Source organism: Curtobacterium sp. MCBA15_008 (assembly GCF_001865065.1).
GTDB lineage: Bacteria > Actinomycetota > Actinomycetes > Actinomycetales > Microbacteriaceae > Curtobacterium.
Genome location: NZ_MJGN01000034.1, coordinates 152,775 through 177,194 on the forward strand (window position 1 = coordinate 152,775; position 24,420 = coordinate 177,194).

At 70.1% G+C, this 24,420-nt stretch carries 22 protein-coding genes; 9 read left to right on the forward strand and 13 right to left on the reverse strand.

What is annotated here, in order from left to right:
* Positions 1-74 precede the first annotated feature (74 nt).
* The 6 genes from BIU96_RS13660 to BIU96_RS13685 are packed head-to-tail and all read right to left on the reverse strand — an operon-like array spanning position 75 to position 5,355.
* Entirely contained in the window at positions 75-1,001 is a 927-nt protein-coding gene (locus tag BIU96_RS13660; protein WP_071293149.1) for a prenyltransferase, read from the reverse strand.
* Positions 998-1,414: a lycopene cyclase domain-containing protein gene (locus tag BIU96_RS13665; protein ID WP_071293150.1), complete on the reverse strand. Its 417-nt coding sequence runs from the start codon at positions 1,412-1,414 to the stop codon at positions 998-1,000. Before BIU96_RS13665 ends, BIU96_RS13660 begins: the two co-directional genes overlap by 4 nt.
* A complete protein-coding gene (locus BIU96_RS13670; protein WP_071293151.1) occupies positions 1,411-1,752 on the reverse strand; it encodes a lycopene cyclase domain-containing protein in 342 nt (113 codons plus the stop codon). Before BIU96_RS13670 ends, BIU96_RS13665 begins: the two co-directional genes overlap by 4 nt.
* Positions 1,752-3,368: a phytoene desaturase family protein gene (crtI, locus tag BIU96_RS13675; protein WP_071293152.1), complete on the reverse strand. Its 1,617-nt coding sequence runs from the start codon at positions 3,366-3,368 to the stop codon at positions 1,752-1,754. The genes BIU96_RS13670 and crtI overlap by 1 nt, the downstream gene beginning before the upstream one ends.
* The gene (locus tag BIU96_RS13680; RefSeq protein ID WP_071293153.1) at positions 3,365-4,300 is read right to left on the reverse strand and encodes a phytoene/squalene synthase family protein; all 936 of its coding nucleotides are present in this window, start codon (positions 4,298-4,300) and stop codon (positions 3,365-3,367) included. Before BIU96_RS13680 ends, crtI begins: the two co-directional genes overlap by 4 nt.
* Positions 4,297-5,355 carry a polyprenyl synthetase family protein gene (locus tag BIU96_RS13685; RefSeq protein ID WP_071293154.1) on the reverse strand — a complete coding sequence of 353 codons (1,059 nt, stop codon included), beginning with the start codon at positions 5,353-5,355 and terminating at the stop codon, positions 4,297-4,299. The genes BIU96_RS13680 and BIU96_RS13685 overlap by 4 nt, the downstream gene beginning before the upstream one ends.
* Positions 5,356-5,376: 21 nt before the next feature.
* On the opposite strand from BIU96_RS13685, the gene idi reads away from it, so the two are divergent.
* The 3 genes from idi to BIU96_RS13700 all read left to right on the forward strand — a co-directional run bounded on the left by idi (position 5,377) and on the right by BIU96_RS13700 (position 7,936).
* Positions 5,377-5,919: an isopentenyl-diphosphate Delta-isomerase gene (gene idi, locus BIU96_RS13690; protein ID WP_071293291.1), complete on the forward strand. Its 543-nt coding sequence runs from the start codon at positions 5,377-5,379 to the stop codon at positions 5,917-5,919.
* A gap of 91 nt (positions 5,920-6,010) precedes the next feature.
* Positions 6,011-6,613: a glycerol-3-phosphate responsive antiterminator gene (locus BIU96_RS13695; protein ID WP_071293155.1), complete on the forward strand. Its 603-nt coding sequence runs from the start codon at positions 6,011-6,013 to the stop codon at positions 6,611-6,613.
* Positions 6,614-6,880: 267 nt separating this feature from the next.
* On the forward strand, positions 6,881-7,936 hold the full coding sequence (locus BIU96_RS13700; protein ID WP_071293156.1) for a magnesium and cobalt transport protein CorA: 1,056 nt from the start codon (positions 6,881-6,883) through the stop codon (positions 7,934-7,936).
* An 81-nt stretch (positions 7,937-8,017) separates the two neighbouring features.
* Here the strand turns inward: BIU96_RS13700 and BIU96_RS13705 are convergent, their stop codons facing one another.
* From BIU96_RS13705 to BIU96_RS13720, 4 genes are read right to left on the reverse strand one after another with little or no spacing between them, the layout of a single operon-like run.
* Positions 8,018-9,445 carry an FGGY-family carbohydrate kinase gene (locus BIU96_RS13705; RefSeq protein WP_071293157.1) on the reverse strand — a complete coding sequence of 476 codons (1,428 nt, stop codon included), beginning with the start codon at positions 9,443-9,445 and terminating at the stop codon, positions 8,018-8,020.
* Entirely contained in the window at positions 9,442-10,959 is a 1,518-nt protein-coding gene (locus BIU96_RS13710) for an FAD-binding oxidoreductase (protein WP_083402914.1), read from the reverse strand. Before BIU96_RS13710 ends, BIU96_RS13705 begins: the two co-directional genes overlap by 4 nt.
* A 48-nt stretch (positions 10,960-11,007) precedes the next feature.
* Positions 11,008-11,784, reverse strand: coding sequence for an SDR family oxidoreductase (locus tag BIU96_RS13715; RefSeq protein WP_071293158.1), 777 nt, complete (start codon positions 11,782-11,784; stop codon positions 11,008-11,010).
* Between the two features lie 25 nt (positions 11,785-11,809).
* Complete coding sequence (locus BIU96_RS13720) at positions 11,810-13,093, reverse strand: nitrate/nitrite transporter (RefSeq protein WP_175477559.1); 1,284 nt, start codon at positions 13,091-13,093, stop codon at positions 11,810-11,812.
* A 323-nt stretch (positions 13,094-13,416) separates the two neighbouring features.
* Between BIU96_RS13720 and BIU96_RS13725 the strand changes: the two genes are divergently transcribed.
* The 4 genes from BIU96_RS13725 (at position 13,417) to BIU96_RS13740 (ending at position 18,955) form a co-directional block, all read left to right on the forward strand.
* Positions 13,417-14,439, forward strand: a complete 1,023-nt coding sequence (locus BIU96_RS13725; protein WP_071293160.1) for a LacI family DNA-binding transcriptional regulator — start codon at positions 13,417-13,419, stop codon at positions 14,437-14,439.
* Positions 14,440-14,965: 526 nt separating this feature from the next.
* On the forward strand, positions 14,966-16,489 hold the full coding sequence (gene mmsA / locus BIU96_RS13730) for a multiple monosaccharide ABC transporter ATP-binding protein (RefSeq protein ID WP_071293292.1): 1,524 nt from the start codon (positions 14,966-14,968) through the stop codon (positions 16,487-16,489).
* Positions 16,486-17,778: a multiple monosaccharide ABC transporter permease gene (mmsB, locus tag BIU96_RS13735; protein ID WP_071293161.1), complete on the forward strand. Its 1,293-nt coding sequence runs from the start codon at positions 16,486-16,488 to the stop codon at positions 17,776-17,778. The genes mmsA and mmsB overlap by 4 nt, the downstream gene beginning before the upstream one ends.
* 85 nt (positions 17,779-17,863) lie before the next feature.
* On the forward strand, positions 17,864-18,955 hold the full coding sequence (locus tag BIU96_RS13740) for a sugar-binding protein (RefSeq protein ID WP_071293162.1): 1,092 nt from the start codon (positions 17,864-17,866) through the stop codon (positions 18,953-18,955).
* Positions 18,956-19,218: 263 nt separating this feature from the next.
* On the opposite strand, the gene BIU96_RS13745 is transcribed toward BIU96_RS13740, so the two are convergent.
* The 3 genes from BIU96_RS13745 to dcd all read right to left on the reverse strand — a co-directional run bounded on the left by BIU96_RS13745 (position 19,219) and on the right by dcd (position 20,746).
* The gene (locus BIU96_RS13745; protein ID WP_071293163.1) at positions 19,219-19,548 is read right to left on the reverse strand and encodes a DUF86 domain-containing protein; all 330 of its coding nucleotides are present in this window, start codon (positions 19,546-19,548) and stop codon (positions 19,219-19,221) included.
* Positions 19,545-20,060 carry an XRE family transcriptional regulator gene (locus tag BIU96_RS13750; RefSeq protein WP_071293164.1) on the reverse strand — a complete coding sequence of 172 codons (516 nt, stop codon included), beginning with the start codon at positions 20,058-20,060 and terminating at the stop codon, positions 19,545-19,547. The genes BIU96_RS13745 and BIU96_RS13750 overlap by 4 nt, the downstream gene beginning before the upstream one ends.
* Before the next feature lie 98 nt (positions 20,061-20,158).
* Positions 20,159-20,746: a dCTP deaminase gene (gene dcd / locus BIU96_RS13755; protein ID WP_071293165.1), complete on the reverse strand. Its 588-nt coding sequence runs from the start codon at positions 20,744-20,746 to the stop codon at positions 20,159-20,161.
* Positions 20,747-20,869: 123 nt separating this feature from the next.
* Here dcd and BIU96_RS13760 point away from each other — a divergent pair, with 123 nt between their 5' ends.
* Both BIU96_RS13760 and BIU96_RS13765 read left to right on the forward strand, forming a co-directional pair.
* Positions 20,870-21,961 carry a GNAT family N-acetyltransferase gene (locus BIU96_RS13760; RefSeq protein WP_071293166.1) on the forward strand — a complete coding sequence of 364 codons (1,092 nt, stop codon included), beginning with the start codon at positions 20,870-20,872 and terminating at the stop codon, positions 21,959-21,961.
* 100 nt (positions 21,962-22,061) lie between these two features.
* A complete protein-coding gene (locus BIU96_RS13765) occupies positions 22,062-24,107 on the forward strand; it encodes a cytochrome c oxidase assembly protein (RefSeq protein ID WP_071293293.1) in 2,046 nt (681 codons plus the stop codon).
* Positions 24,108-24,420: the final 313 nt, after the last annotated feature.

A 24,420-nucleotide genomic window follows, 5' to 3' on the forward strand; every position in this document is an offset into this window, starting at 1 on the left:
ACCACGGACGCCGCGGTGCGTCCGTCCAGTCTGTCAGGGACCGACGCCAGCACGCACAGCGCGGGCGCGTTCGCTCAGTGCGTGAAAGCGTAGGCGATGAGCGCCATCGTGACGATGAACCCGGCCAGGTAGTTGATCCAGAGGAACCGCTTCCACCCGGCGTTCGCGGCCTCCGCGCCCTGATCCGTGATGTTCCACCACGGCAGCACGTTGAGGGCGTACGGGATCACCACGACGGCGGCGATGGGCCCCGGGAACGCCGAGAACAGCAGCGCGACCCCGGCGACCAGGTACGCCACGAACGCCAGGCGCACGGTCGCGCGCGCCCCGATGACGGTCGCCACGGACCCGATGCCCCCGGCCCGGTCGGCGAGGACGTCCTGCACCGCGCCGAACGCGTGCGAGGCCACACCCCACAGGAAGAACGCGATGCAGACGGCGACGAGTTGCCCCGTCCAGTGCGGCCCCGCGAGCGCCAGGCCGTAGATCGCCGGCGACACGAAGTGCGTCGACGAGGTGAGCGAGTCGAGGAACGGCTTCTCCTTGAACCGCAGCCCCGGCGCCGAGTAGGCGAGCACCGCGAACACGCTGATCGCGAGGACGAGCCACGACCACGGCCCGTTGCCGCTCAGTGCCCCGAGCACGACGAGTGCGACGAGGAACGGCACGTTCGTGACGACGACGGCCCACAGCGTGGCGCGGTGGACGCTCTTGTCGAGCAGGGCGCCCTCGACGCCGCCCTTCCGCGGGTTCCGCAGGTCGGACTCGTAGTCGAAGACGTCGTTGATGCCGTACATCGCCAGGTTGTACGGCACGAGGAAGTACACGACCCCGACCAGGAACGCGACGAGGGAGAACCCGCCGCCACCGTCGACGCCGACCCCGCTGCCGAGCAGGTAGGCGGCGCCGAACGGGTAGGCGGTGTTCACCCAGCTGATCGGGCGTGACGAGACGAAGAGGGCGCGCAGGGTCGACGGCCTGGAGGCGGTGCTCGCGTTCACGGTGTGTCCTCCGGTGGGGCGGTGGTCGGGTCGGGCGCGGGGCGCGAGACGGCCGGGCCGCGCGGGCCTGTCCGGTCGAACAGGACCCACAGGCTCGGCAGCAGCACGATCGCCGCCATCGCGTACGCCAGGTCCTCGACCGGGATCGCTCCGATCTTCGCACCACTGATGAGCGCGGGGTCGTACGCCACGATCCGCAGCGTGACGATGACGTTGTCGAACACGATCGTCATGACGAGCAATGCGATCCCGGCGACCAACGACGTCAGCAGCGCGATCCGGCGCCCGGGGCCCGGTGCACGTCCCGCGCGGCGTGCACGGCGCGCGGCCGCGATCCCCGCGATCACGGCGACGACCACCACGACGGCGAAGAACGGCAGCGCGAGCAGGGCGTACGCGCCCGCGCCGGTCACGCGCGCCGCCGCTCGGAACGCCGGATCCGCCGGGCGACGAGGGGCCGTACGAACCCGGTCAGGTTCATCGTCGTGTAGCAGAGCAGCAGCAGGAAGAAGAGCTCCTCGAGCGGGACGTCCGGTGCGAGCAGCACCCCGGTGAGCAGGTTCTGCGGCCCGATGAAGAAGATGCCGAACGCGACGCCGAGCGCGTCCCACAGCAGGAAGAACGCGACGCCGACCACCATCACGGCGGTCGCACGCCACGGCGCCCGCCAGAAGAACAGCCGGAAGCGTGCGTCGAGCACCGTCATGCCGACGAGCGACACGAGCAGCCCGGCGAGGTACAGCCCGGGCATCAGACCGTGGCGCCCAGCGGTGTCGGCAGCGGCTCGGTGCTGGTGTCGCCGTGGATCCGCTTGAGCAGGACCTCGGCGCTGATGAGGCACATCGGCAACCCGATGCCCGGGATCGTCGAGGCACCGACGTAGTACAGGCCGTCGACCTTGGCGGACGCGTTCTTCTCGCGGAAGAACGCGCTCTGCTTCAGGGTGTGCGCCGGGCCGAGCATCGATCCGTTCCAGGCGTTGAGGTCGTCGGCGAAGTCGCGGGGTCCGATCGTGCGGCGGACCCGGATGCGGTCGCGGAGGTCGGGGATCCCCGCGCGCTCGGCGACGACGTCGATCGCCCGGTCGGCGATCTGCTCCACCTGGTAGTCGCCGGCGCCGTCGATGCCGCCCTTGCCGATGGACAGGTCGGCCGGCAGCGGCACCAGGATGAACAGGTTGCTCGAACCACGGGGCGCGACCGACGGGTCGGTCTCCGAGGGTGCGCAGACGTAGATCGAGGCGGGGTCCGGCACGTGCCGGTCCTTCCCGAAGATGGCGCCGAAGTTCGCCTTCCAGTCCTCGGTGAACACGAGGGTGTGGTGCAGGAGGCCCGGCGTGGGGCCGTCGACGCCGAGGTACACCAGGACGGCGCTCGGGCCCGGGTCGCGCTTCGTCCAGTGGTCGGCCCCGTGCGTGCGGTGCTCGCGGTCGAGCAGCTGCATCTCGGTGTGCTGCAGGTCGGCCGCGCTGACCACGAGGTCCGCCGGTGCGGTGTGCTGCACGCCGTCGCGGTCGCGGTGCACGACGCCGGTCGCGACGCCGTCCTCGACGACGATGCGCTCGACCTTGGCGCCGGCGATGATCTTCGCGCCCTCGCGTCGGGCGACCCGCTCGACGGCGGAGATGACCTCGGTGATGCCGCCCTTCGGGTAGAGGACTCCGTCGGCGAGGTCGAGGTGGCTCATCAGGTGGTACATGCTCGGCGCCGCGTACGGGCTGGTGCCGAGGAAGACCGCCGGGTACCCGAGGACCTGCCAGAGCCGGCGGTCCCGCACGGCCGAGCTCGCGAACGCGGACAGCGGCTGCAGCAGCAGGCGGGCGAGCTTGGGCAGTCGGCGGAGGACGTCCGGCGCCGCGAGCTTCGTGAGGTCCTGGAAGGTCGTGTACAGGAACCGTCGCACGGCCATGGCGTAGGTGTCCTCGGCCGAGGCGAGGTACTTCCGCATCCGGTCGCCCGCGCCGGGTTCGACGGACTCGAAGAGCGCGATGTTCGCCTCGCGGTCGGCACGCAGGTCGATCGGGTCGGCGTACCCCTCGCTGTAGACGCGGTAGCCGGGGTCGAGCCGGACGAGGTCGAGCTCGGCGTCGGCCGAGGTGCCGAGAAGCTGGAAGAAGTGGTCGAACACCTCGGGCATGAGGTACCAGGACGGACCGGTGTCGAAGCGGAAGCCGTCCTGCTCCCACGAGCCGGCACGGCCGCCGAGCTGCGTCCGCTGCTCGAGCACGGTCACCGAGAAGCCGTCCCGCGCGAGCAGGGCGGCGGCCGCGAGGCCGCTGATGCCGCCGCCGATGACGACGGCGCGACGAGCTGGCACCTTGCGTCGGGACGCGGGTGCCTTCGGACTGGAGGCGCGGGGCGGGGTCATGACGTGCCTCCAGGCCGGTGGTGGGTCGCTCGCGAACGCAACGGTGCGCGTCCGGCGAGGACCTGCGCGGCGAGCCGCGCCTTCACCGGGTTCGGCACGCGCACCCGGGTCGTGATGAGGCGGTCCGCAGGCGTCGCCGCGATGCGGTCGTTGAGCTCCTGGAAGAGCCCGTGCGCCAGCCCGACGGCCTTCTGCGCGTCGGCCGGGAGCAGGCGGATGGTCAGTGCGGCACGGTCGAGGTCGGACTGGACGTCGGCGACGAGCCGGTCCTTCGTGGCCTCGTCGAAGGTGCGCACCTCGACGCCCGGGAAGTACGAGCGACCGAGCACCTCGAAGTCGGCGTGCAGGTCGCGCAGGAAGTTGACCTTCTGGAACGCGGCGCCGAGTGCCCGCGCCCCGTCGACGAGGACGGAGTCGTCGAACGTGGGCCGGCCGGCGGCGTACACGAACGCGCGGAGGCACATCAGGCCCACGACCTCGGCCGAGCCGTACACGTACGCGGTGAACGAGGCCTCGTCGTGCTCGGTCTGCTCGAGGTCCATCCGCATCGACGCGAAGAACGGGCGGGTGAGTTCCGGACCGAAACCGGTGGCCCGGGCCGTGCGGGCGAAGGCGTGCACCACCGGGTTGACCGAGAAACCGAGGGCGATCGCGCGTTCGGTGTCCGCCTCGAGCTCGTCGAGGACCGTGCGGGCCAGGGCCGGGTCGAGCCCGGCTTCGGTCGCGGGGCCGTCGACGACCTCGTCGGCGACCCGGACGAGCGCGTAGACGTTGCGGATGTGCTCGCGGGTGTCCTTCGCGAGCAGGCGGCTGGCGAGCCCGAACGACGTGGAGTAGCGGTCGATGACGACTCCGGAGGCGGCTTCGGCCGTGGCGTCGTAGAGCCCGAGCCGCGTCGTCGTGGGACGTGGCTGGGCCTTGCTGTGCGTCACCGCGTGCGTTCCACGAGTTCGGTCACGAGGCCCTCCAGGCGGTCGGCGAGGTCGTACGGCAGTGCGGCGAGCTCGGCACGGGCGAGGGCGGCGTGTTCGGCGACCCTCGACTCCGCGGCCGCACGGGCACCGCAGGACACCAGGGTCGCACGGACCTCGTCCGCGCGCTCCTCGGTGAGGTGCGGGTCGCCGAGGTACGGCTCGAGCTCGGGCCAGCAGTCGGTGGTGGCGGCGTGGGCGATGAGCATGGTGCGCTTGCCCTCGCGCAGGTCGCCGAGGACCGACTTGCCCGTCATCGTCTCGTCGCCGAAGACCCCGAGGAGGTCGTCGACGATCTGGTACGCGATCCCGATCTCGCGGCCGAAGTCGCCGAGGGCGGTGACGACCTGTTCGGTGGCGCCGGCGAGCACGGCGCCGGACTGCAGCGGGGCCTCGAACGAGTACACGCTGGTCTTCGCCCGCTCCATCGCCAGGACCTCGTCGACGGTCGGCATCACCCCGAGGGCGAGGTCGACGTCGGTCATCTCGCCCGCGGCGCTGGCGAACACCGCCTCGTCGAGGATCTCGAGCAGACGGGAGCGACGGTCGCCGGTGACGCCGGCGGCCTCGATGAAGCGCGGGGCCGCGGCGAGCGCGAGGTCCCCCGCGATGACCGCGGCACTCATGCCGCGGTGCTCGGCCGTCGGCAGGGGCAGGCCACCCGTCGTGCCGGTGTCGCGGAAGGACCCGGCGACGTTCGGCTGCCCGCGGCGCGACCAGTCGCGGTCGATGACGTCGTCGTGCACGACGAGGGCGGTGTGCAGCAGTTCGTACGCGGCGGCGACGTGCGCGGCGGCGTGTGCGTCCCGCCCGCCGAGCCCGGCGTACGCGGTGAGGACCATGCGCGGCCGGAAGCGCTTGCCGCCCATGCTCGCCTTGCGGAGCACGCGCCAGAGTTCCTCGGAGGGCCGGCCGTAGCGCTCGGCGCGGGCCGACGACACGGCGAAGAAGCGCTCGAGGCAGTCGTCGACGAGCGCGAGGTCGATGTGCGCCACGGTGGCCGCTTCCTCGCTCATTGGCCTAACCTATCGGTGCAGATGAGCACTTTCCCTGAAACCGTGGTGCTTCTGGCCGACGACCGTACCCCGATCGGCACGGCGGACAAGTTCACGGTGCACACAGACCACACGCCCCTCCACCTGGCGTTCTCCTGCCATGTCCGGAACACCGACGGCGACGTCCTGGTGACCCGGCGTGCGCTGTCGAAGAAGACCTGGCCGGGGGTGTGGACGAACACGTTCTGCGGCCACCCCGGTCCGGACGAGTCCTTCGAGGACGCCATCGCCCGACGGGCCTCCCGCGAGCTCGGCATCGCCGTGCGTGACGTCGAGCTCGTGCTGCCGGACTTCCGGTACCGCGCGGTCGACGCGTCCGGCATCGTGGAGAACGAGGTGTGCCCGGTGTACCGCGCGGTGACGGACGACGTGCCGGCGCCCGCCGACGACGAGGTCGCCGAGTACGCCTGGGTGTCCGAGGACTCCCTCCGCGCCTCGGTCGAGGGGTCGCCGTTCGCCTGGAGCCCGTGGCTCGGGTGGCAGCTGACCGCACTGGCGTCCGAGGGCCTCCGCATCACCCGCTGACACTCGCCGTCGTCCGGCCCGTCACCGTCCGGCGAGGCGTCCGGCGAGGCGTCCGGCCCGTTGCCAGGGCAGGACATCGACAATGGGCTGCATGACCACCACGGATCGCGATGTCGCGCGCAGCACCACCGCGGACTCCGTGCTCGAGGCGCTCCGCGACGACCCGGTGATCGCCAGCGTGAAGGACGCCTCGGCGCTCGACGAGGTCCTGGCCTCCGACCGGGGCGTCGTGTTCGTCCTGTACGGCAGCGTGCTCGACGTGGCGGACGTCGTCGACCGGGCGAAGGACGCCGGCAAGACGGTCTTCGTGGACGTCGACCTGCTCGACGGGTTCTCCTCGCGTGAGGTCGTGGTGACCTGGATCGCCGAGCACACCCGCGCCGACGGGGTGCTCTCCACCAAGTCGAACCTCGTCCGCGCCGCCAAGCGCGCCGGGCTGGTGGCCGTCCAGCGCTTCTTCCTGGTCGACTCGTTCTCGTACCACCAGCTGCCCCGGGTGGTCGAACAGGCGAAGCCCGACGCGATCGAGATCCTCCCCGGGTGCATGCCCCGCGTCATCACCTGGCTGCGCGGCGACACCGCCGTTCCGGTCATCGCCGGCGGCCTGGTGTGCGACAAGGCCGACGTCGTGGCGGCGCTCGGTGCGGGCGCGATCGCCGTGGCCTCGTCGAACCGCGACGTGTGGGGCATGTGAGCCCTCGCAGGTCCGCGGCGCCGCCCTTGGCACGTCCTCGGTGGCGGGGTAGGGTCGGACGTCGGCCACGGGTGTGGCCGAGTCGGCTGCGCGCAGCGGCCGCGACGGACCAGAAGGGCAGGTGAGGCGCGATGTCGGGTGACCATCCTCGATCGGGCCGGCCGCCCCTGACGGTCGTCGCCGTGCCCGTTCGCTGAACCACGCCCTCGCCCCGGATCCGTCCGGGACGGCTTCGCGCCTGCCTGCTCCCGATGAGAGGAGCAGAGCATGGCACTGATCGACAACGCGGTCTACGTCGGAGGACGTCGTGTCGATTCGTCGTCGACCCTGTCGCTCGACGCGCGACGCGACTGCGACCTCGCGTGGATCGGGCTGCTCCGACCCGACCCGTCCGAGCTCGAGGCGGTGGCCGCCGAGTTCGACCTGCACGAGCAGGCCGTCGAGGACGCCCGCAAGGGGCACCAGCGCGCCAAGCTCGAGCGGTACGGGGACACGCTCTTCCTGGTGCTCCGGCCGGCGTGGTTCGACGCCGCGGCCGAGACGGTCGAGTTCGGCGAGGTCCACCTCTTCGTCGGCGACCGCTTCGTGGTGAGCGTCCGGCACGCCGAACGGCCCGACCTGGCAGCGCTCCGGGCGCAGGTCGAGGCCGACCCGGACTTCCTCGCCCGCGGCTCCGAGGCCGTCACCGCCGCGGTGCTCGACGAGGTGGTGGACGGCTACGCCCCCGTCGTCGAGATCCTGCAGGCCCAGGTCGACGCCATCGAGGACCAGCTCTTCGCCGGGCAGGTCGACCCGGCCGTCTCGAAGCGCATCTACCAGCTCCTCAGCGAGGTGCTCGGCTTCCAGCGGGCGACGAAGCCGGTGCCGGCGATGGTGAAGGGACTCCTCCGCGGCGCCGACAAGTACGGCGTCGACGACGAGGTGCAGCACCGCCTGCGGAACGTCCTCGACCACGCGCTGCGGGTCACGGAGCGGGTCGACTCGTTCCGGGCGCTGCTCGAGAACGCACTGACCCTGCACGCCACGCTCGTCTCCCAGGAGCAGAACGAGGCGATGCGCCGGATGACCAGTGCGAGCCTCGCGCAGGGCGAGGAGAGCCGCCAGCTCGCCCGTGCCGCCCACCGGCAGGGCGAAGAGGTGAAGAAGATCTCGTCGTGGGCCGCCATCCTGTTCGCGCCCGGACTCATCGCGGGCGTCTACGGGATGAACTTCGACCACATGCCCGAGCTGCACTGGCGGTACGGCTACCCCGTCGCGATCGTCGGGATGCTCGTCCTGATGGGCGTGCTGTGGGCGGTCTTCCGCAAGCGCAACTGGCTGTAGGGGCGACCGCCTGGAGGCCCGGTGCCGGTCTCGTGGACCGGCACCGGGCCTCCAGGCCGTCGCGTCCGACGTCCGCGGCCGTCAGCCGACGATCGCTGCGGTCCGGCGGTACAGGTCGTCGGTGTGGGCGGTGACGTCGGCGTGCACCGCGCGCAGTGCGTCGTAGACCGTCGCGGTCGACGGGTCCGGCGTGAACCGGTCGCGCTCGACGACCATCGCCTCGGCCGCCGCCACGAACGACGGGTGCACGCCCGTCGCGACGGCCGCGCAGATCGCGGCCCCGCGCCCGGCGGCGCTGTCGCCGACCATGCGGACGGCCGGTGTCTGGAACACGTCCGCCATCACTCGCATCATGAGGTCCGACGACGAACCGCCGCCCGAGACGACCACGCGCTCGTACGGCGTGCCGAGCTCCGCGGCCATCGCGTCGCTGCGGTCGCGCATCGTCATAGCGATGCCCTCGAGGACCGACCGGTAGACGTGCGCTCGACCCTGCCGTCCGTCGAAGCCGAGGATCGAGCCCTTCCGGAACGCGGCGTCCGCCGGCGCGAGCCAGTCGAGCACGGTGAGGAGCCCGTCCGACCCTGCCGGGACAGCGGCGGCCTCGCGGTTCAGCCGGTCCTCGGCCCGCTCCCCCACGGACTCGGCCGCTGCGGCGTAGTCCGGTCCGAGCAGGTCGCGGAACCAGCTCACCGTCCACATGCCCCGGCGGATGCCGCCCGACTCGTACAGGTACCGGCCCGGTTCGGCTCCGAAGTTGGTCCAGAAGTCGGTCCCGCCGGCGGTGTTCCGCTCGCCGACGGACATGCCGGCGATGTACGTGCCGAGCGACACGAGCAGGGTGGTCGGGTCGAGGAGCCCGCAGCCGAGGGCCTCCACCGCCTTGTCGTTGGCCGTCGCGATCACCGGCAGGCCTGCCGGAAGGCCCGTGGCCGCGGCTGCCGCAGCGGTCACGGTACCGAGCCGGTCGCCCGGGTCCACGAGTTCGAACAGCTGCTCCGGACGCATGCCGGTCGCGGCGTACGCGGCGTCGTCGGTGCTCCAGCGCCACGTGTCGGTGTCGATCGGCCACGTGCCCTGGTAGTTCGCGGCGGTGTCCCGGAACACCCCGGTCAGCCGGTGCGTGACGTAGCCGGACGAGGTCGTCACGTAGGCGACGTCGTCGTGCTCGGCGACGAACGGCGCGCCGACCCGGGCGTCCATCCAGCTCATCACGGGCTGGGCGAGCGACCCGTCGGCGCGCAGCACCGCCCGGCAGAACCGGATCGTGCAGAGCCCGACGCCGACGATGTCGGACGGCTCCCCGGGGAACGCCGCCATCGCGATCCGGCACGCCGCCGCGACGGAGTCCCAGAGGTCGTCGTCCGGGTGCTCCACCACGCCGGGGGCCGGCGTGTGGTTCGGCCGCAGCGGCACACGCCCCTCGGCGACGACGCCTCCCCGCTCGTCGAAGACCGTGACCTTCGACGACTGCGAGCCGTTGTCGATGCCGACGAGGTACCGGGTCATGCGCCCGTGGCTCCGAACCGCGTGTCGGGGTGCTCGGCGGCCGGCTGGATCGCGCCCGGTGCCGGGAAGACCGTGCCCTTGTTCATGATGCCCTTCGGGTCGAACTGCGCCTTGAGCCCCTGCATGATCGCGAACGCGGAGCCGTGCTCCTCCTCGACCCACGGGGTGCGGTACTTGCCGACGCCGTGGTGGTGGACCATCGAGCCGCCGTGGCGCAGGGCCTCTTCCACGATGATCGCGTTGAGGGGGATGTGGTACTTCTCGATCTCCTCCTCCGGGGAGCAGTCGATCCGGTAGTCGTACACGAAGTACATGTTCGTGCCGGTCTGGTAGCTGTGCGACGAGTGGCCGCCGAGCATCGTGAGGTCCCCGGCGTGCGGGTACTCGTCGCGGATGCGCGCGATGACCGCGTCGTACACGTCGCCGACGGCGGACCAGTCGGCGGAGATCTCGGTCGTGTAGCCGAGCTGCTGGTCGCGCAGCATCACGGCCTTCTCGGCGTCGATCTTGTCCTGGCCCCAGTTGAGGTTGTCGAACCAGGCCTCGATGAGCGCCGGGTCGACCTTCTCGTGCGGGTGCTGGTCGAGGACGCGCTGGATCTCCTCGGAGGTGGCGCGGACGATGCCGGCCGGACCCTCGGCGACGAACACCACGACGCACTTGTCCTTCGAGAAGTGCGAGAAGTGCTGATTGGCGTCCTCCGGCGAGTAGAGGCGGACGACCGACGGGTGGAAGCCGTTCGTGATGACCTCGCGCAGGATCGCGATGCCGGTCCGCATGTCGTCGACGAGCGCGCCGTGGAACTCGTTGTTCTCCGGCTGGTACTTGAACACCTTGACCGTGACCTCGGTGATGACGCAGAGCGCGCCCTCGTTGCCGATCACCACGTGGCGGATGTCCGGGCCGGCCGAGCGGCGAGGCACGGCCTTGATGCGACGGACCGCGCCGCCGGGGAAGACCGCCTCGAGCCCGACGACCATGTCCTCGATCGCACCGTAGAGCGTCGAGAACTGCCCGATCGAACGGGTCGCGACGAGGCCGCCGTACTGCGCGAGCGGCTTGGACTGCGGCGAGTGACCGGTGGTGAGGCCCCGCAGGCGGAGTTCGTCCTCGAGGCGCTGGAGCGGCACGCCGGCCTGCACCGTCACCTGCATGTTCTCCTCGTCGACCTTCAGGACGGCATCCATCCGCGAGCAGTCGAGCACGATCGTGTCGACGACGCTCGTCTCGAGGCCGCCCTCGGTGCCGGTGCGACCGGTGCGCGGGACGATGTTGACCAGGTTGTCGTTCGCGAAGGCGAGGATCGCGGAGACGTCCTCGGTGGACTCGGCGTGCACGATGGCGACCGGGACGGGCGCGTCGTAGATCCCGTGCACGGACTGGTACTTCTTGAACCGGTCGACGCTGGCGTCCTTGAGGTGCTGGTCGTCCGTGTCGACCTGCTCGGGTCGGACGATCTCGGCGAGGCGCGCGAGGATCTCGGAGCGGTCGAGGGTGGCGATCGAGTCGATCATGCGGAGGGTTGCCTTTCGTTGGTGTGGTTCGGTGCGCTGGTCGGGTGACTAGCGGACGAGGTAGCCGCCGTCGACGGTCAGGGTGTGGCCGTTCACGTAGTCGGAGGCCCGCGATGCGAGGAAGACCGTCGCCCCCATCAGGTCGGCGACGTCGCCCCAGCGCCCGGCCGGGATGTGGTCGAGCACGCGCTGGTTCGTCTCCGGGTTCGACCGGGTCTGCTCGGTGATCTTCGTGGCGAAGTACCCCGGAGCGATCGCGTTCACCTGCACGTTGTGCTGCGCGAGTTCGTCGCAGTACGCCTTCGTGAAGCCGACGATGCCGTGCTTCGTCGCGGCGTACGCGGGCGACCACTGGCCGCCGAGGAAGGCGAACAGCGACGCGATGTTCACGATCTTCCCGGAGCCCTGCGCGACGAAGTGCTTCGCGACCGCGTGGCCGAGGGCGAACGGCGCGGTGAGGTTGACCGCCACCATCGGGTCCCACTTCGCGCGGTCGAACGCGTCGACCTCGTCGAGCAGGCAGATGCCGGCCGAGTTCACCAGCACGTCGACCCCGCCGAGTCGCTCCACGCAGGCGTCCACGATCCGTGCCGGGGCGTCCGCCGCGGTGAGGTCGACCTCGAGGAACTCGTACCGTCGGCCCTCGCCCTCGACGAGCGCCCGGGTCGTACCGTCGTCGTCGACCACGCTCGGCACGAAGACGTCGGCGCCGGCCTTGGCGAGGGCCAGCGAGAACGCCTGCCCGAGCCCGGAGTTGCCGCCGGTGACGATCGCCCGCTTGCCGGCGAGGCTGAACAGGTCCATCGAGAAGTCGCGGATGTCCATGGGTGTGGGGTCCTTTCGTGGTGGTTCAGGCGACGACGGCGACGTCGGGCGCCGTGCGGTTCCGGAGGTCTCGCGCGCGGACGCGCATGGTCACGGTGGTGAGCAGGAAGCCGAGGACGGCTGCGCCGAGGAGGACGGCGAACATGGTCGTGTACCCGCCGCCCTGCGAGGGGACGCCGTTCGCCGGGTCACCGACCCACCAGGCGCCGAGGGCGGGCAGGAACGCATCCGGCAGGTAGGCGAGGCCCGAGGCCAGCCCGATCACGCCACCGCGCTGGGCGAGCGGGACCTCGACCTCGCCGATCTGGGCCCAGTAGACGCCGCGCGAGGTGAACACCGCGAGGCACATCACGATCATGAGCGTGACGGCGACCCACACGAGCGCGGGGTCCTGCGGCAGGACCAGGAACCCGACGGCGCTGACCGCCGCGACGACGAACGTCCACCGCAGGAACGCCGGCGAGGACTTCGTCCACCGGTCGACGAGCACGCCGCCGACCGGGCCGCCGACGATCTGGAACACGTACGTGCGGACGACGCCGATCGCGCCGAGGAGCACGACGGGCACCGCGAACCCGTTCTGCAGCAGTGGCGTGAGGTAGCCGAGCAGCGTGTAGAAGCAGTACATCAGCATGATCGAGGAGCCGATGAGCCACGTGTACTTGTTGCGGGCGGCGGCGCCGAGCTCGCGGAGCGTGACCGTCTGCCGGCCGACCTGGCCCAGGGCATCGCGGTCGGTGCGGACGACGAGCAGGACGAGCCCGGCGAACACGAGGCAGAGCACGCCGTAGATCCGCATCACCCAGAGCACCCCGCCGGTGTCGGCGATCGCCGCGGCGACGATCCCGGCGCCGATGAAGCCGATGACCGTGGACGTGATGCCGCGGACGCCTTCGAGCCAGCCGAACAGCTTGCCCTGCTCGTCCGCCGTCCCGAGCATCGAGATGAGCTTGACGAGCGACGACCAGTACAGACCCATGCCGAGCACGGCCATGAGCACGTGGGCGACGACGATCCCGGTCTCGTCCGGCACCGTGGCGAGCCAGAGGTCGACGACGCCCATGCCGGCCAGCGCGACCACGATGAGGGCCTTCGGCGAGAAGCGGTCGGCGAACCACCCGCCGCAGAAGTACATGACCACGGCGACGGCGCCGAACACCGACGTGATCTCGCCGTAGCGCTGGATCGTGAGGCCGAGCGCGTGCGCCGTGTCGGCGAGGAACACGAACCGGATGTACGCGACCTGGAAGATCACGCCGCCGGTCATGGACAGGACGATGAAGCTCAGCAGTCTGCGGGACTTGGTCAAGACCACTCCTTCGTGGTGTGGGTGGGATCTGGTCGGGGGGTTCCGGGCACAAAAAAAGAACAGCGACACCCCAGCGCTGGTGCGCTGCGGGTGTCGCTGTTCTCTGAGGTCTGGAGCGACTGCCGTCCCTCGGGCGGGACGGCCGATCTGCAGTTGTCGGATCCGGCCCATGCGATATGCCGGATACGACGTGAACCGTAGCTCATGAGCCTCCGGGAGCACAACTCAGGTGGCGCGGATGCTCCGGACGTGCATAATGATCTGGCTCGGAATGTGAACGTGCACATCGACGTGCCACGACCCCGAGCAGGAAACGAGTAGCAATGGCGTCGACGCGGACCCAACAACCGCGGTCGCCCAGCATCCGCGACGTCGCGCGGGTCGCAGGCGTGTCCCACCAGACGGTGTCCCGGGTGCTCAACAACTCCGACGCGATCCGCGCCGAGACCCGCGACAAGGTCCTGGCCGCGATGGAGCAGCTGCAGTACCGGCCGAACCGCGCCGCTCGTGCGCTGGTCACGAGCCGCACCCACACGATCGGCGTCCTGACCGCCCGCCGCGCCCACTACGGCCCGGCGGTCGCGCTGCAGGCGATCGAGGACGCGGCGATGCTCCGGGGGTACTCGGTGACGACGGCGAACATCGCCGAGGCCACCGACACCGCCGTCCGCGAGGGCCTCGGCCACCTGCTCGACCTGGACGTCGAGGGCATCGTGGTGATCGCCCCGCAGCAACGGGTGTTCGACCTCATCGAGGAACTCGGCATCCGGACGCCCTACGTCACGATGCGCTCGAGCGTCGGCGAGGACCCGACGGCGCTCTGGGTGGACCAGATGGAGGGCGCGCGGCTCGCCACCGAGCACCTGCTCGACCTCGGCCACGAGTACATCCGGCACATCGCCGGACCGCAGGACTGGATCGAGGCCGACGCCCGGATGCAGGGCTTCCTCCGCGCGATGTCCGATCGCGACATGCCGGTGGTGGCGCCGATCCTGGGCGACTGGACGGCGGACTTCGGCTACCAGGCCGGCCGAGAGCTCCTGCGGTGGCGGGACTGCACGGCGGTCTTCTGCTCGAACGACCAGATGGCACTCGGCGTCATGCACGCCGCTCGGTCGTACGGGCTCGACGTCCCGGGGGACCTGTCCGTGGTCGGCTACGACGACATCCCCGAGGCGAAGCACTACTGGCCGCCGCTCACCACCGTGCAGGTCGACTTCGCCGAGCTCGGTCGTCGCTGCGTGGACCTGCTCCTGCCCGGCGAGGGCGACGAGCTGCTCCGGCCGATCGACATCGTCCCCCAGCTCGTCGTGCGCGGCTCGACGAGCGCCCCCCGCAAGCGCTGACGAACACCTCCCCCGTCCTCCTCGTCTCGCCTTCCGTCGAGGGAGCAGGAATCGTCGGGTTGCGTCACGCGACCCGACAGTTCCTGCTCCCACGACGGCGTGGAACGTGACCAGAGGGCGGGCATGGAGGCGCGTGGCGGGGCCGCCACGAGCCTCCAGGCCGGCAGGTGCGGACCTGCGGGACCCCGCACGATCACCCCAACGCGGGGGACGTGTCGCGCCCCGTTCCGCCGGATCACGCGGGCCGTTACGAAACCGCGACCAATCCGAATTGACAGGCGCGCCGATCCCGTGCGTAGTATTACCTCCGTTCCGCCGATGTGAACGGTCACATGACCGTCGCGGCAGGACACCGGACACGACAACGAGGTCCGCACAGACTCCCTGTGCTCCCCCGTTGCCGCAGCAGAACCACCCGAACAAACTGCCGCATCGCAGCGGCAGAAGGAGATGCACCGTGGCGTCAACCCCGATCGACACCGGACTCGAGACCCGGTCGATCACCGCACCCGAGACGATCCTCGAGATGCGCTCGATCACCAAGGAGTTCCCTGGTGTGAAGGCGCTGTCCGACGTCTCGCTCAGCGTCCGAGCCGGCGAGATCCACGCGATCTGCGGCGAGAACGGCGCCGGCAAGTCGACCCTGATGAAGGTCCTCTCCGGCGTCTACCCCTACGGCACCTACGAGGGCGAGATCGTCTTCGAGGGCGAAGAGGTCCGCTTCAAGGACATCAAGCAGTCCGAGCAGTCCGGCATCGTCATCATCCACCAGGAGCTCGCGCTCATCCCGGAGCTGTCGATCACCGAGAACCTGTTCCTCGGCAACGAGCCCGGCAAGTTCGGCGTCATCGACTGGACCTCGGCCCAGCTCCGCGCCCAGGACCTGCTCGCCCGCGTCGGCCTGAACGACGACCCGGACACGCAGATCAAGAGCATCGGCGTCGGCAAGCAGCAGCTCGTCGAGATCGCCAAGGCCCTGCACAAGGACGTCAAGCTCCTCATCCTCGACGAGCCGACCGCGGCGCTCAACGAGAACGACTCGCAGCACCTCCTCGACCTCATCGTCGGCCTGAAGGCCAAGGGCATCTCGAGCATCATCATCAGCCACAAGCTGAACGAGATCGAGCAGATCGCCGACGAGATCACGATCATCCGCGACGGCAAGACCATCGAGACGCTGAACGTCAAGGGCGACGGCGTCAACGAGGACCGCATCATCCGCGGCATGGTCGGCCGCTCGCTCGAGTCCCGGTTCCCGGACCGCACCCCGAAGATCGGCGAGACCTTCTTCGAGGTCCGCGACTGGACCGTGCAGCACCCGCTCGACTCGTCGCGCCTGGTCTGCAAGGGCTCGAACTTCCACGTGAAGCGCGGCGAGATCGTCGGCTTCGCGGGCCTGATGGGTGCCGGGCGCACCGAACTCGCGATGAGCCTGTTCGGTCGCTCCTACGGCACCTGGCTCGGTGGCCAGATCTTCAAGGACGGCCACGAGATCAAGGTCACGAACGTCCAGCAGGCGATCGACAACGGCATGGGCTACGTCTCCGAGGACCGCAAGGCGCTCGGGCTCAACCTGCTCGACTCGGTGAAGCGGTCCACGGTGTCCGCCGACCTGCAGAAGATCTCCAAGGCCGGCGTCGTCGACTCCCTCGAGGAGTACGACATCGCGGAGAAGTACCGGAAGCTGCTCCGCACGAAGGTGCCGACGGTGGAGGAGAACGTCGGGAAGCTCTCCGGCGGGAACCAGCAGAAGGTCGTCCTGTCGAAGTGGATGTTCACCGACCCGGACATCCTCATCCTCGACGAACCGACCCGCGGCATCGACGTGGGCGCGAAGTTCGAGATCTACGGCATCATCCAGCAGCTCGCAGCACAGGGGAAGGGCATCATCCTCATCTCCTCCGAGCTCCCCGAACTCCTCGGCCTCTCCGATCGCATCTACACGATCTTCGAGGGCCAGATCACGGCCGACGTCCCCGCGGACCAGGCCGATCCAGAAACGCTCATGCGCAGCATGACCTCCGCGCGGAAGGGCGCTCCCGTCTCATGAAGAACCTGAAACTGCTCTTCGGCAAGGGCAACTCCATCGGCCAGTACGGCATGATCATCGCGTTGATCGCGATCCTGATCATCTTCTCGATCGCCACGAACGGGCTCATCCTCGAGCCCACGAACATCATCAACGTGTTCCTGCAGTACTCGTACATCCTCATCCTCGCGCTGGGGATGGTGATGGTGATCATCGCCGGCCACATCGACCTGTCGGTCGGATCGGTCGCAGCGTTCACGGGCATCATCGTGGCGCAGTCGATGTCCGAGTGGAACTTCCCGGCCTGGCTCGCGATCGTCCTCGGCCTCGCCGTCGGCGCCGCGGTCGGCGCCTGGCAGGGCTTCTGGGTCGCGTTCGTGAAGGTCCCGGCGTTCATCGTGACGCTCGCCGGCCAGCTCATCTTCCGCGGCGCCAACCAGATCATCGGCAACTCGACGTCCGTCCCGACGCCGAACGACTACAACACCATCGGCAACGGGTTCCTGCCCGACTTCGGTCCGGACTTCGGGTTCTCGAACGGCACGCTCCTGCTGGGCCTCGTCACCTGCCTCGTCCTGGTCTTCATGGAGGTCCGTGGCCGCCAGCGTCGCAAGAAGATGCAGGCCGAGCTCCTCCCGCTCTGGGTCTCCGTCGTCCGAACCGGCGTCCTCGTCCTGGTGACCCTCGTCGCCACGTACCTGTTCGCCGCCGGCCCCGCCGGGACCTCGATCCCGATCGTCGCGATCATCCTCGGCGTCCTGACCATCGTCTACGGCTTCATCACCAAGAACACGATCTTCGGCCGCCAGGTCTACGCCGTCGGTGGCAACGCGAACGCCGCGATCCTCTCCGGTGTCAGCGCTCGCAAGGTCAACTTCTTCGTCATGATGAACATGTCGGTCCTCGCCGCGATCGCCGGCATGGTGTTCGTCGGCTACTCGGGTGCCTCGGGCCCCGCGGACGGCACCGGCTGGGAGCTCGACGCGATCGCCGCCGTGTTCGTCGGTGGCGCCGCGGTCGCGGGTGGCATCGGCACCATCTCCGGCTCCATCATCGGTGGCCTCGTGATGGCCCTGCTCTCCAACGGTCTCTCGCTGGTCGGCCTCGAGTCGAACCGCGTCCAGATCATCCGCGGTCTGGTCCTGCTGGTGGCCGTCGCCTTCGACGTCTACTCGAAGTCGCAGGGTCGTCCATCGCTGATCGGCGGCATGATGCGGCAGTTCCAGCGGAAGGACACGGAACAGAACACCGTGTCCGCGCAGCAGCCGCAGTCCATCCAGGACCAGCCGGAGAAGGTCAACACCCAGTAAAGACGTCGCGGTCGGTCGTCCCCGACGGCCGGCCGCACGAACCCCTCACCACAGCAACTCCCCTCAACGAAGAGAAAGCAATCTCATGCGCAAGAAGCTCATCGCCGGTATCGGCCTGGCACTCGTCGCGGGCCTCGCCCTCAGCGGCTGCTCGGCTCGCGGCACCGACTCGGGTTCCGACTCCGGCATCAAGAAGGGCGACCTCATCGGTGTCGCCCTGCCGGCCAAGACCTCGCAGAACTGGGTGCTCGCGGGCGCCGCGTTCAAGAAGTCGATCGAGGACGCCGGCTTCAAGGCCGACATCCAGTACGCGAACGCCGGCAACCCGGTTCCGGACCAGCAGGGCCAGATCCAGTCGATGGTAACCAAGGGCGCGAAGGCGATCATCGTCGGTGCGGCCGACGGCTCGCAGCTCGGCACGCAGGTCACCGCGGCGAAGAAGTCCGGCGCGACAGTCATCGCCTGGGACCGCAACATCCTGAACACGAAGAACGTCGACTACTACGTCGCGTTCAACAACTTCAAGGTCGGCCAGCTGCAGGCCCAGGCCCTCCTCGACGGCATGAAGGCCAAGAAGTCGAGCGGCCCGTACAACGTCGAGCTCTTCGCCGGTTCGCCGGACGACGCCAACGCCTCCGTGTTCTTCAACGGTGCGATGGACGTCCTGCAGCCGAAGATCGACGACGGCACGGTCAAGGTCGTCTCGGGTCAGACCTCGTTCTCGAAGGTCACCACGCAGGGCTGGCTCGCGCAGAACGCCCAGTCGCGCATGACCGACATCCTGACGAAGTCGTACACGAGCACCGACCTGGACGGCGTCCTCTCGCCGAACGACACGCTCGCCCGTGCGATCCTCACCGCGACGAAGGCGGCCGGCAAGCCGAACCCCATCGTCACCGGTCAGGACTCGGAGACCGCGTCGATCCCGCTCATCATGAACGGCACGCAGTACTCGACGATCTACAAGAACACGACGGAAGAGGCCCAGGCGGCCATCGACCTGGTGGCCGACCTCGCTGACGGCAAGACGCCGAAGACGACGAAGGACAAGAACAACGACAACGGCGTGAAGGTGGTCCCGGCGGTCGAGCTGACCCCGATCCTCGTCACGAAGGAGAACGCGGTCGAGGCCTACAAGGGCAACGACACCCTCGAGGCACTCGCCAAGAAGGGCTGATCTCCCCCGCTCCACGAACGGCCCCGTCTCGCTCTGCGAGGCGGGGCCGTTCCGCGTCCGCCCGGCGGACGCACGTTGGGTCGCGGACGCGGGCGGCTGCCGGCCTGGAGGCGCGGTGCCGTCCCGCCCCGCGCCTCCAGTCCGTCCGCCCGTCTGCCCGAAAGCGACACGTGCACCCGGAGTCCCGCGGACGTGTCCGGCAAAGCGACAGATGGACGCGCGATGTTCGCGGCCATCTGTCGCTCTTGCGAGTGGCCCGGCACCTACGGCTGGGCGGCGCGCATGCGGCGGACCGCGGCGCAGAGGGACGGCACGTCCACGCGGGCCGTCCCGAACACCACGGCGGGCGTGGTGTCGAAGTACCGGCGGGTCAGGCGCTCCCCGAGGAGCGAGACGCGCGACCACGGGATCCCCGGCTCGGTCGAGGTGACCGCGTTCGGCAGCATGCGGACCGCCTCCCCGATCTCGACGAGCCGCATCCGGACCGCGTCGTACACCAGGTCCTCCGGCAGCGCGGCGTCGTCGACGTAGCGCGCGATGACCCCGCACGCCTCCAGGACGTCGTCGAGGCGGTCGCGGACGTCGCGGTTCACAGCGGCACCGCGTCGCGCACGGCGTCGATGCCCATCCCCGCCGCGTCGACCACGTCCACGCGCACGCCCAGGAGCTGTTCCGCCGCGTCCTGGATGCGCATCAGTGCGAAGATGCCGAGCCCCGGGTCGAGGTCCACCATGAGGTCGACGTCGCTCGACGGGCCGTCCTCGCCGCGGGCGACGCTGCCGAAGAGCCGGGGGTTCCGCCCGCCGTACCGGTGCACGATCGCCGTGAGGTCCTGCCGCACCGAGGCCACTCGTTCCCGGAGCGGCGGCGGGTCCTCGATTGGCTGCAGGTCGATCGCCGTGGTGAAGCCCGCGGCCAGCAGCAGACGCTGCAGTGCGGCGAGGGACGGTTCGCGACGGCCGTTCTCGTAGGTGCTGATGACGCTCTGCGTGACACCGGCGCGGACGGCCAGCTGCACCTGGGTCAGCTCGGCGCGGAGTCGGGCGTCCCGGATGAGCGCGGCAGCCGACACCAGCGTCGCGGACCGTGGGAGAACTGCGGACATGCCGCAACGATACACAGAATGCGACATTTCGCAGCATGCATTGCGACGTCGCAGCCGGTCTGCTCAGAAGATGCTGCTGCGCGATATCGCAGGGCGCGCTATCCGCGCTGCGAGACGTCCGTCCGCAGGAAGTTCTGGGCCGACCGCGAGGCCGTCGGACCACGCTGCCCCTGGTACCGCGACTGGTACTCGGCGGACCCGTACGGCTTCTGGGCCGGGCTCGACAGCTGGAAGAAGCAGAGCTGCCCGATCTTCATCCCCGGCCAGAGCTTGATCGGCAGCGTCGCGACGTTCGACAGCTCGAGCGTGACGTGGCCGGAGAAGCCCGGGTCGATGAAGCCCGCGGTCGAGTGCGTCAGGAGCCCGAGGCGCCCGAGCGAGCTCTTGCCCTCGAGGCGCGCGGCGATGTCGTCGGGGAGGGTCACGACCTCGTACGTGGACCCGAGGACGAACTCGCCCGGGTGCAGCACGAACGCCTCGTCCGGGTCGGTCTCCACCAGGCGGGTGAGGTCGGGCTGGTCCACCGCCGGGTCGATGTGCGGGTACTTGTGGTTGTCGAACAGCCGGAAGAACTTGTCGAGCCGGACGTCGATGCTCGACGGCTGGACGAGCGAGGCGTCGTACGGGTCGAGCCCGATCCGGCCCTCGGCGAGCTGGGCGGAGATGTCGCGGTCGGAGAGCAGCACGCGCAGCAGCCTAGCGGCACGGCTGCCGTTCACCGATGTGGAGTCTGGCGGCCCCGCGCGGTCCCCGGTAGGCTGCGAGGCTGCCCAGCGTCGGGCAGCGTGACACCGCCGGGAGGCTCCGACATGACCGCGTACACCGTGCACGAGCTCGACGTCCCCGCGACGATGGCGGACGACCCCGCGAAGGTGCGGGCGTTCCGCGAGTGGGTGGCCGTGCAGAACGCGGCAGAGGTGGACGTCACCGGGTTGCCGGAGATCCTCTGGACGCCCGAGGAACAGCTCCCCTACCTGCTCGATCCCGAGGCGCCGAGTCGTCTCTTCGCGGTGCGTGACGCCGACGGGACCGCCGTGGCCGCCGGCTCCTACGACACGAAAGTCGCACCGGACACCCCGAACTGCTGGATCGCGGTGGCCGTCGCGCCCGGGCACCAGCGCCGCGGTGTCGGCACGCTGCTCGCCGACCACGTCGAGGGGATCGCACGCGCCGAGGGTCGCACGCAGTGGAAGACGTACTCCGTCTCACGGCAGGTCGGCTCGGCATCCGGGCCCGGGTACGTGGTCCCGCCGACCGGCTACGGGGCGGTGCCGTCGGACGAGGCCGGAGCGTGCTTCCTCACCGGCCGCGGTTGGCGGTTCGGCCAGGTCAACCGGATCAGCCGCCTCGGACTGCCGGCCGACCACTCCGTCGTGCGTGAGCTCCGAGACCGGGCGGCGGTCGCGGCCGGGCCCGACTACCGGGTGCACGCCTGGGCCGGTCCGACGCCGGAGCGGTGGCTCGACGGTGTCGCGCTGCTCGAGACGAGGATGAGCACCGATGCGCCCGAGGGTGACATGGAGGAGCCGGAGGACGTCTGGACGCGGGAACGTCTGCGAGAGCACGAGGCGCAGCTCGCGCGATCGCCGCGCACCATGGTCACGGTCGCCATCGAGCACCTCCCGAGCACCACCTTGGCTGGTTTCACGCAACTCGCAGTGCCGCACAACAGCGGTCAGCCGGTGATGCAAGGGGACACGCTCGTGCTGCGCGAGCACCGCGGGCACCGGCTCGGGTGGCTCCTCAAGGTGGCCGGGATCGAGTGCGTCGAACGCGACTTCCCTGGGCGGCCGTCGATCATCACCTTCAACGCCGAGGAGAACCGCCCGATGCTCGACGTCAACGAGGCGGTCGGCTTCGTCGGCGTCGGCTGCGAGGGGATCTGGGAGCGACGCGTCTGACGACGCGACCCGACGCAGTGGACGCACCCTGTGGCGGACCGCAGCCGGTCTGCGAGACGCACGTCGCGCCTCCAGAATGGACGCCTACGATTGGACGGTCATGACCGTCACCCCCACCGCAACCCAGCCCGGAGGCACGGCACCGGAATCCGCGCCCGTCACCGCGCGCACGTCCACCGTCGCGACGGTCCTCGTCATCGCGATCCCGCTCGCGGTCGCCTGCTCGATCCTCGGGATGACGCTCACCGGCGCGTTCACCGCGAACCAGCAGCTGGTGTCCGCCGGCGACCTCGTCGAGTACGGCCTGCCCGTCGCCCGTGTCGTGCACGACACGATGGCCGCCCTCACCATCGGCCTGCTCGTCGTCGCGGCGTTCGCGCTCCCCGCCCAGAAGAAGGACCACGGCGCGATGTCGAGCGTCCAGCACCGGGCCTCGCGGTGGGCTGCGGTGACCGGTGCGGTGTGGTTCCTCGCCGCCGTCGTCAGCATCGTCTTCACCGGGGCGAACACCCTCGGCGTCCCGCTCACCAGCCCGGTGTTCGCGCGGAACTTCATGCTGTTCGCGTTCCAGGTCGAGATCGGGCAGGCGCTCGTCGTGTCGGCCGTCGCCATCCTCGTCGCCACCGTCGTCGCCGCGTTCGCGACCCGGGTGACGACCCTCGCCGTGGCCACGGTCGCCGGCCTCTTCGCGCTGCTCCCCCTCGCGCTGTCCGGCCACGCGGCCGGGTCGCTCGAGCACGCCAACGCCGTGAACTCGCTCGCCGTGCACCTCGTCGCGGTGTGCGTCTGGGCTGGCGGCCTCGTCGCTGTGCTGGTCCTCCGCACCCGGATGAAGGGTGCGACCGGCCGGGTCGTCTCGCGGTACTCCACGCTCGCCGGCTGGGCCTTCGCCGCGGTGGCGTTCTCCGGCATCGTCAACGCCTCGCTCCGGCTGACCGGGCCGCTCGACCTGTTCACGACGACGTACGGCTGGCTCATCACGGTCAAGGCGGCGATCCTCGTGCTGCTCGGGCTCGCCGGGGTGGTCCAGCGCCGACGACTCGTGCCGGGGCTGCTCCGCGCCCCGCTCGACCGGAAGCTGTTCGTCCGGTTCGCCCTCGCCGAGGTCGTGTTCATGGCGATCGCGATCGGGGTCTCCGTCGCCGTGAGCCGATCGCAGCCGCCGATCCCGCAGACGCCCGAGACCGGCGAGGACACCCGCTCCGGCCTGATCGGGTTCCCGTACCCGCCGGCGCAGACCGTGCACACGTACCTGACGCAGTGGCACATCGACTGGGTGTGGCTCGCGCTCGCCGTCGTCGGTGCCGGCTGGTACCTGCTCGCCGTCCGGAAGCTCCGGAAGCGCGGGGACAAGTGGCCGGTCGGTCGCACCATCGCCTGGCTGCTGGGCTGCGCGCTGTTCATCTGGACGACCTCGGCGGGGCCTGCGGTCTACGGCATGATCCACTTCTCGTCGCACATGCTCCAGCACATGCTGCTCATGATGTTCGTGCCGCTGCCGCTCGTCCTCGGCGGTCCGGTGCTGCTCGCGCTGCGGACCCTGCCGGTCCGGAACGACGGCTCACGCGGCGCCCGCGAGTGGCTCATGCTCTTCACCCACTCGCGCTACATGCATTTCCTCGCGAAGCCCGCCGTCGCCGGGGTCATCTTCGCCGGGTCCCTCGTGGTCTTCTACTTCACGCCGGCGTACCAGTACGCGATGCAGTCGCACGAGTGGCACGTCGCGATGGTCGTGCACTTCGTGTTCAGCGGCTACCTGTTCTTCTGGGTGTTCATCGGCGTCGACCCGGGGCCCCAGCGTCCGGCGTACCCGATCCTCATCATCGCGCTGCTCGCGACCCTGGCCTTCCACGCGTTCTTCGGCGTCGCGGTGATGACCTCGCAGTCGGTCTTCGCGCTCGACTGGTTCCACGCGCTGGGGCAGACGAACGACGCCGCGCTCCTCGACGACCAGCACACCGGTGGCGGGATCGCCTGGGGTGCCTCCGAGCTGCCGATGGTGTTCGTCGCCCTGCTCGTGGTGCGGAACTGGATGCGGTCGGACACGCGCGACGCGAAGCGCCTCGACCGCAAGGCGGAGCGGGACGGCGACGCGGACCTCAAGGCGTACAACGAGCGTCTCGCGGCGATGAACGACCGCGACTGACGAGCTCGACCGGGGCGATGCGGCCGCGGGACGCTCGGACGGGGCCGTGCGCCGTGCGCCGTGCGCCGTGAGATCGCACTTCGTGCTGCTTCGCGCTCGGCGGTCGGGTCCGGAGTGCGATCTCGACGGACGGGTCCCGACGGCCGGGTCCCGACGGCCGGGTCGCGACGGACGGGTTCCGGCGCGGCTCGGCGGACGGGTTCCGGCGCGGCGACGAGTCTCGGCGGGGCCGATAGGTCGCGTGGCGACGCAGAACCGCGCACCGTGCGAGGTCGCACGGTGCGCGGTTCGAGGACGTCAACGTCCGGGGATG

Bases quoted from the DNA above. Each gene is read 5' to 3' on its own strand.
- BIU96_RS13685 (WP_071293154.1), bottom strand. From the start codon at position 5,355: ATGAGCGAGGAAGCGGCCACCGTGGCGCACATCGACCTCGCGCTCGTC.
- BIU96_RS13670 (WP_071293151.1), bottom strand. From the start codon at position 1,752: ATGCCCGGGCTGTACCTCGCCGGGCTGCTCGTGTCGCTCGTCGGCATG.
- BIU96_RS13700 (WP_071293156.1), top strand. From the start codon at position 6,881: ATGGCACTGATCGACAACGCGGTCTACGTCGGAGGACGTCGTGTCGAT.
- mmsA (WP_071293292.1), top strand. From the start codon at position 14,966: ATGCGCTCGATCACCAAGGAGTTCCCTGGTGTGAAGGCGCTGTCCGAC.
- BIU96_RS13715 (WP_071293158.1), bottom strand. From the start codon at position 11,784: ATGGACATCCGCGACTTCTCGATGGACCTGTTCAGCCTCGCCGGCAAG.
- BIU96_RS13705 (WP_071293157.1), bottom strand. From the start codon at position 9,445: ATGACCCGGTACCTCGTCGGCATCGACAACGGCTCGCAGTCGTCGAAG.
- BIU96_RS13725 (WP_071293160.1), top strand. From the start codon at position 13,417: ATGGCGTCGACGCGGACCCAACAACCGCGGTCGCCCAGCATCCGCGAC.
- BIU96_RS13740 (WP_071293162.1), top strand. From the start codon at position 17,864: ATGCGCAAGAAGCTCATCGCCGGTATCGGCCTGGCACTCGTCGCGGGC.
- idi (WP_071293291.1), top strand. From the start codon at position 5,377: ATGAGCACTTTCCCTGAAACCGTGGTGCTTCTGGCCGACGACCGTACC.
- BIU96_RS13765 (WP_071293293.1), top strand. From the start codon at position 22,062: ATGACCGTCACCCCCACCGCAACCCAGCCCGGAGGCACGGCACCGGAA.
- BIU96_RS13695 (WP_071293155.1), top strand. From the start codon at position 6,011: ATGACCACCACGGATCGCGATGTCGCGCGCAGCACCACCGCGGACTCC.
- BIU96_RS13760 (WP_071293166.1), top strand. From the start codon at position 20,870: ATGACCGCGTACACCGTGCACGAGCTCGACGTCCCCGCGACGATGGCG.
- mmsB (WP_071293161.1), top strand. From the start codon at position 16,486: ATGAAGAACCTGAAACTGCTCTTCGGCAAGGGCAACTCCATCGGCCAG.
- crtI (WP_071293152.1), bottom strand. From the start codon at position 3,368: ATGACCCCGCCCCGCGCCTCCAGTCCGAAGGCACCCGCGTCCCGACGC.
- BIU96_RS13710 (WP_083402914.1), bottom strand. From the start codon at position 10,959: ATGATCGACTCGATCGCCACCCTCGACCGCTCCGAGATCCTCGCGCGC.
- BIU96_RS13750 (WP_071293164.1), bottom strand. From the start codon at position 20,060: ATGTCCGCAGTTCTCCCACGGTCCGCGACGCTGGTGTCGGCTGCCGCG.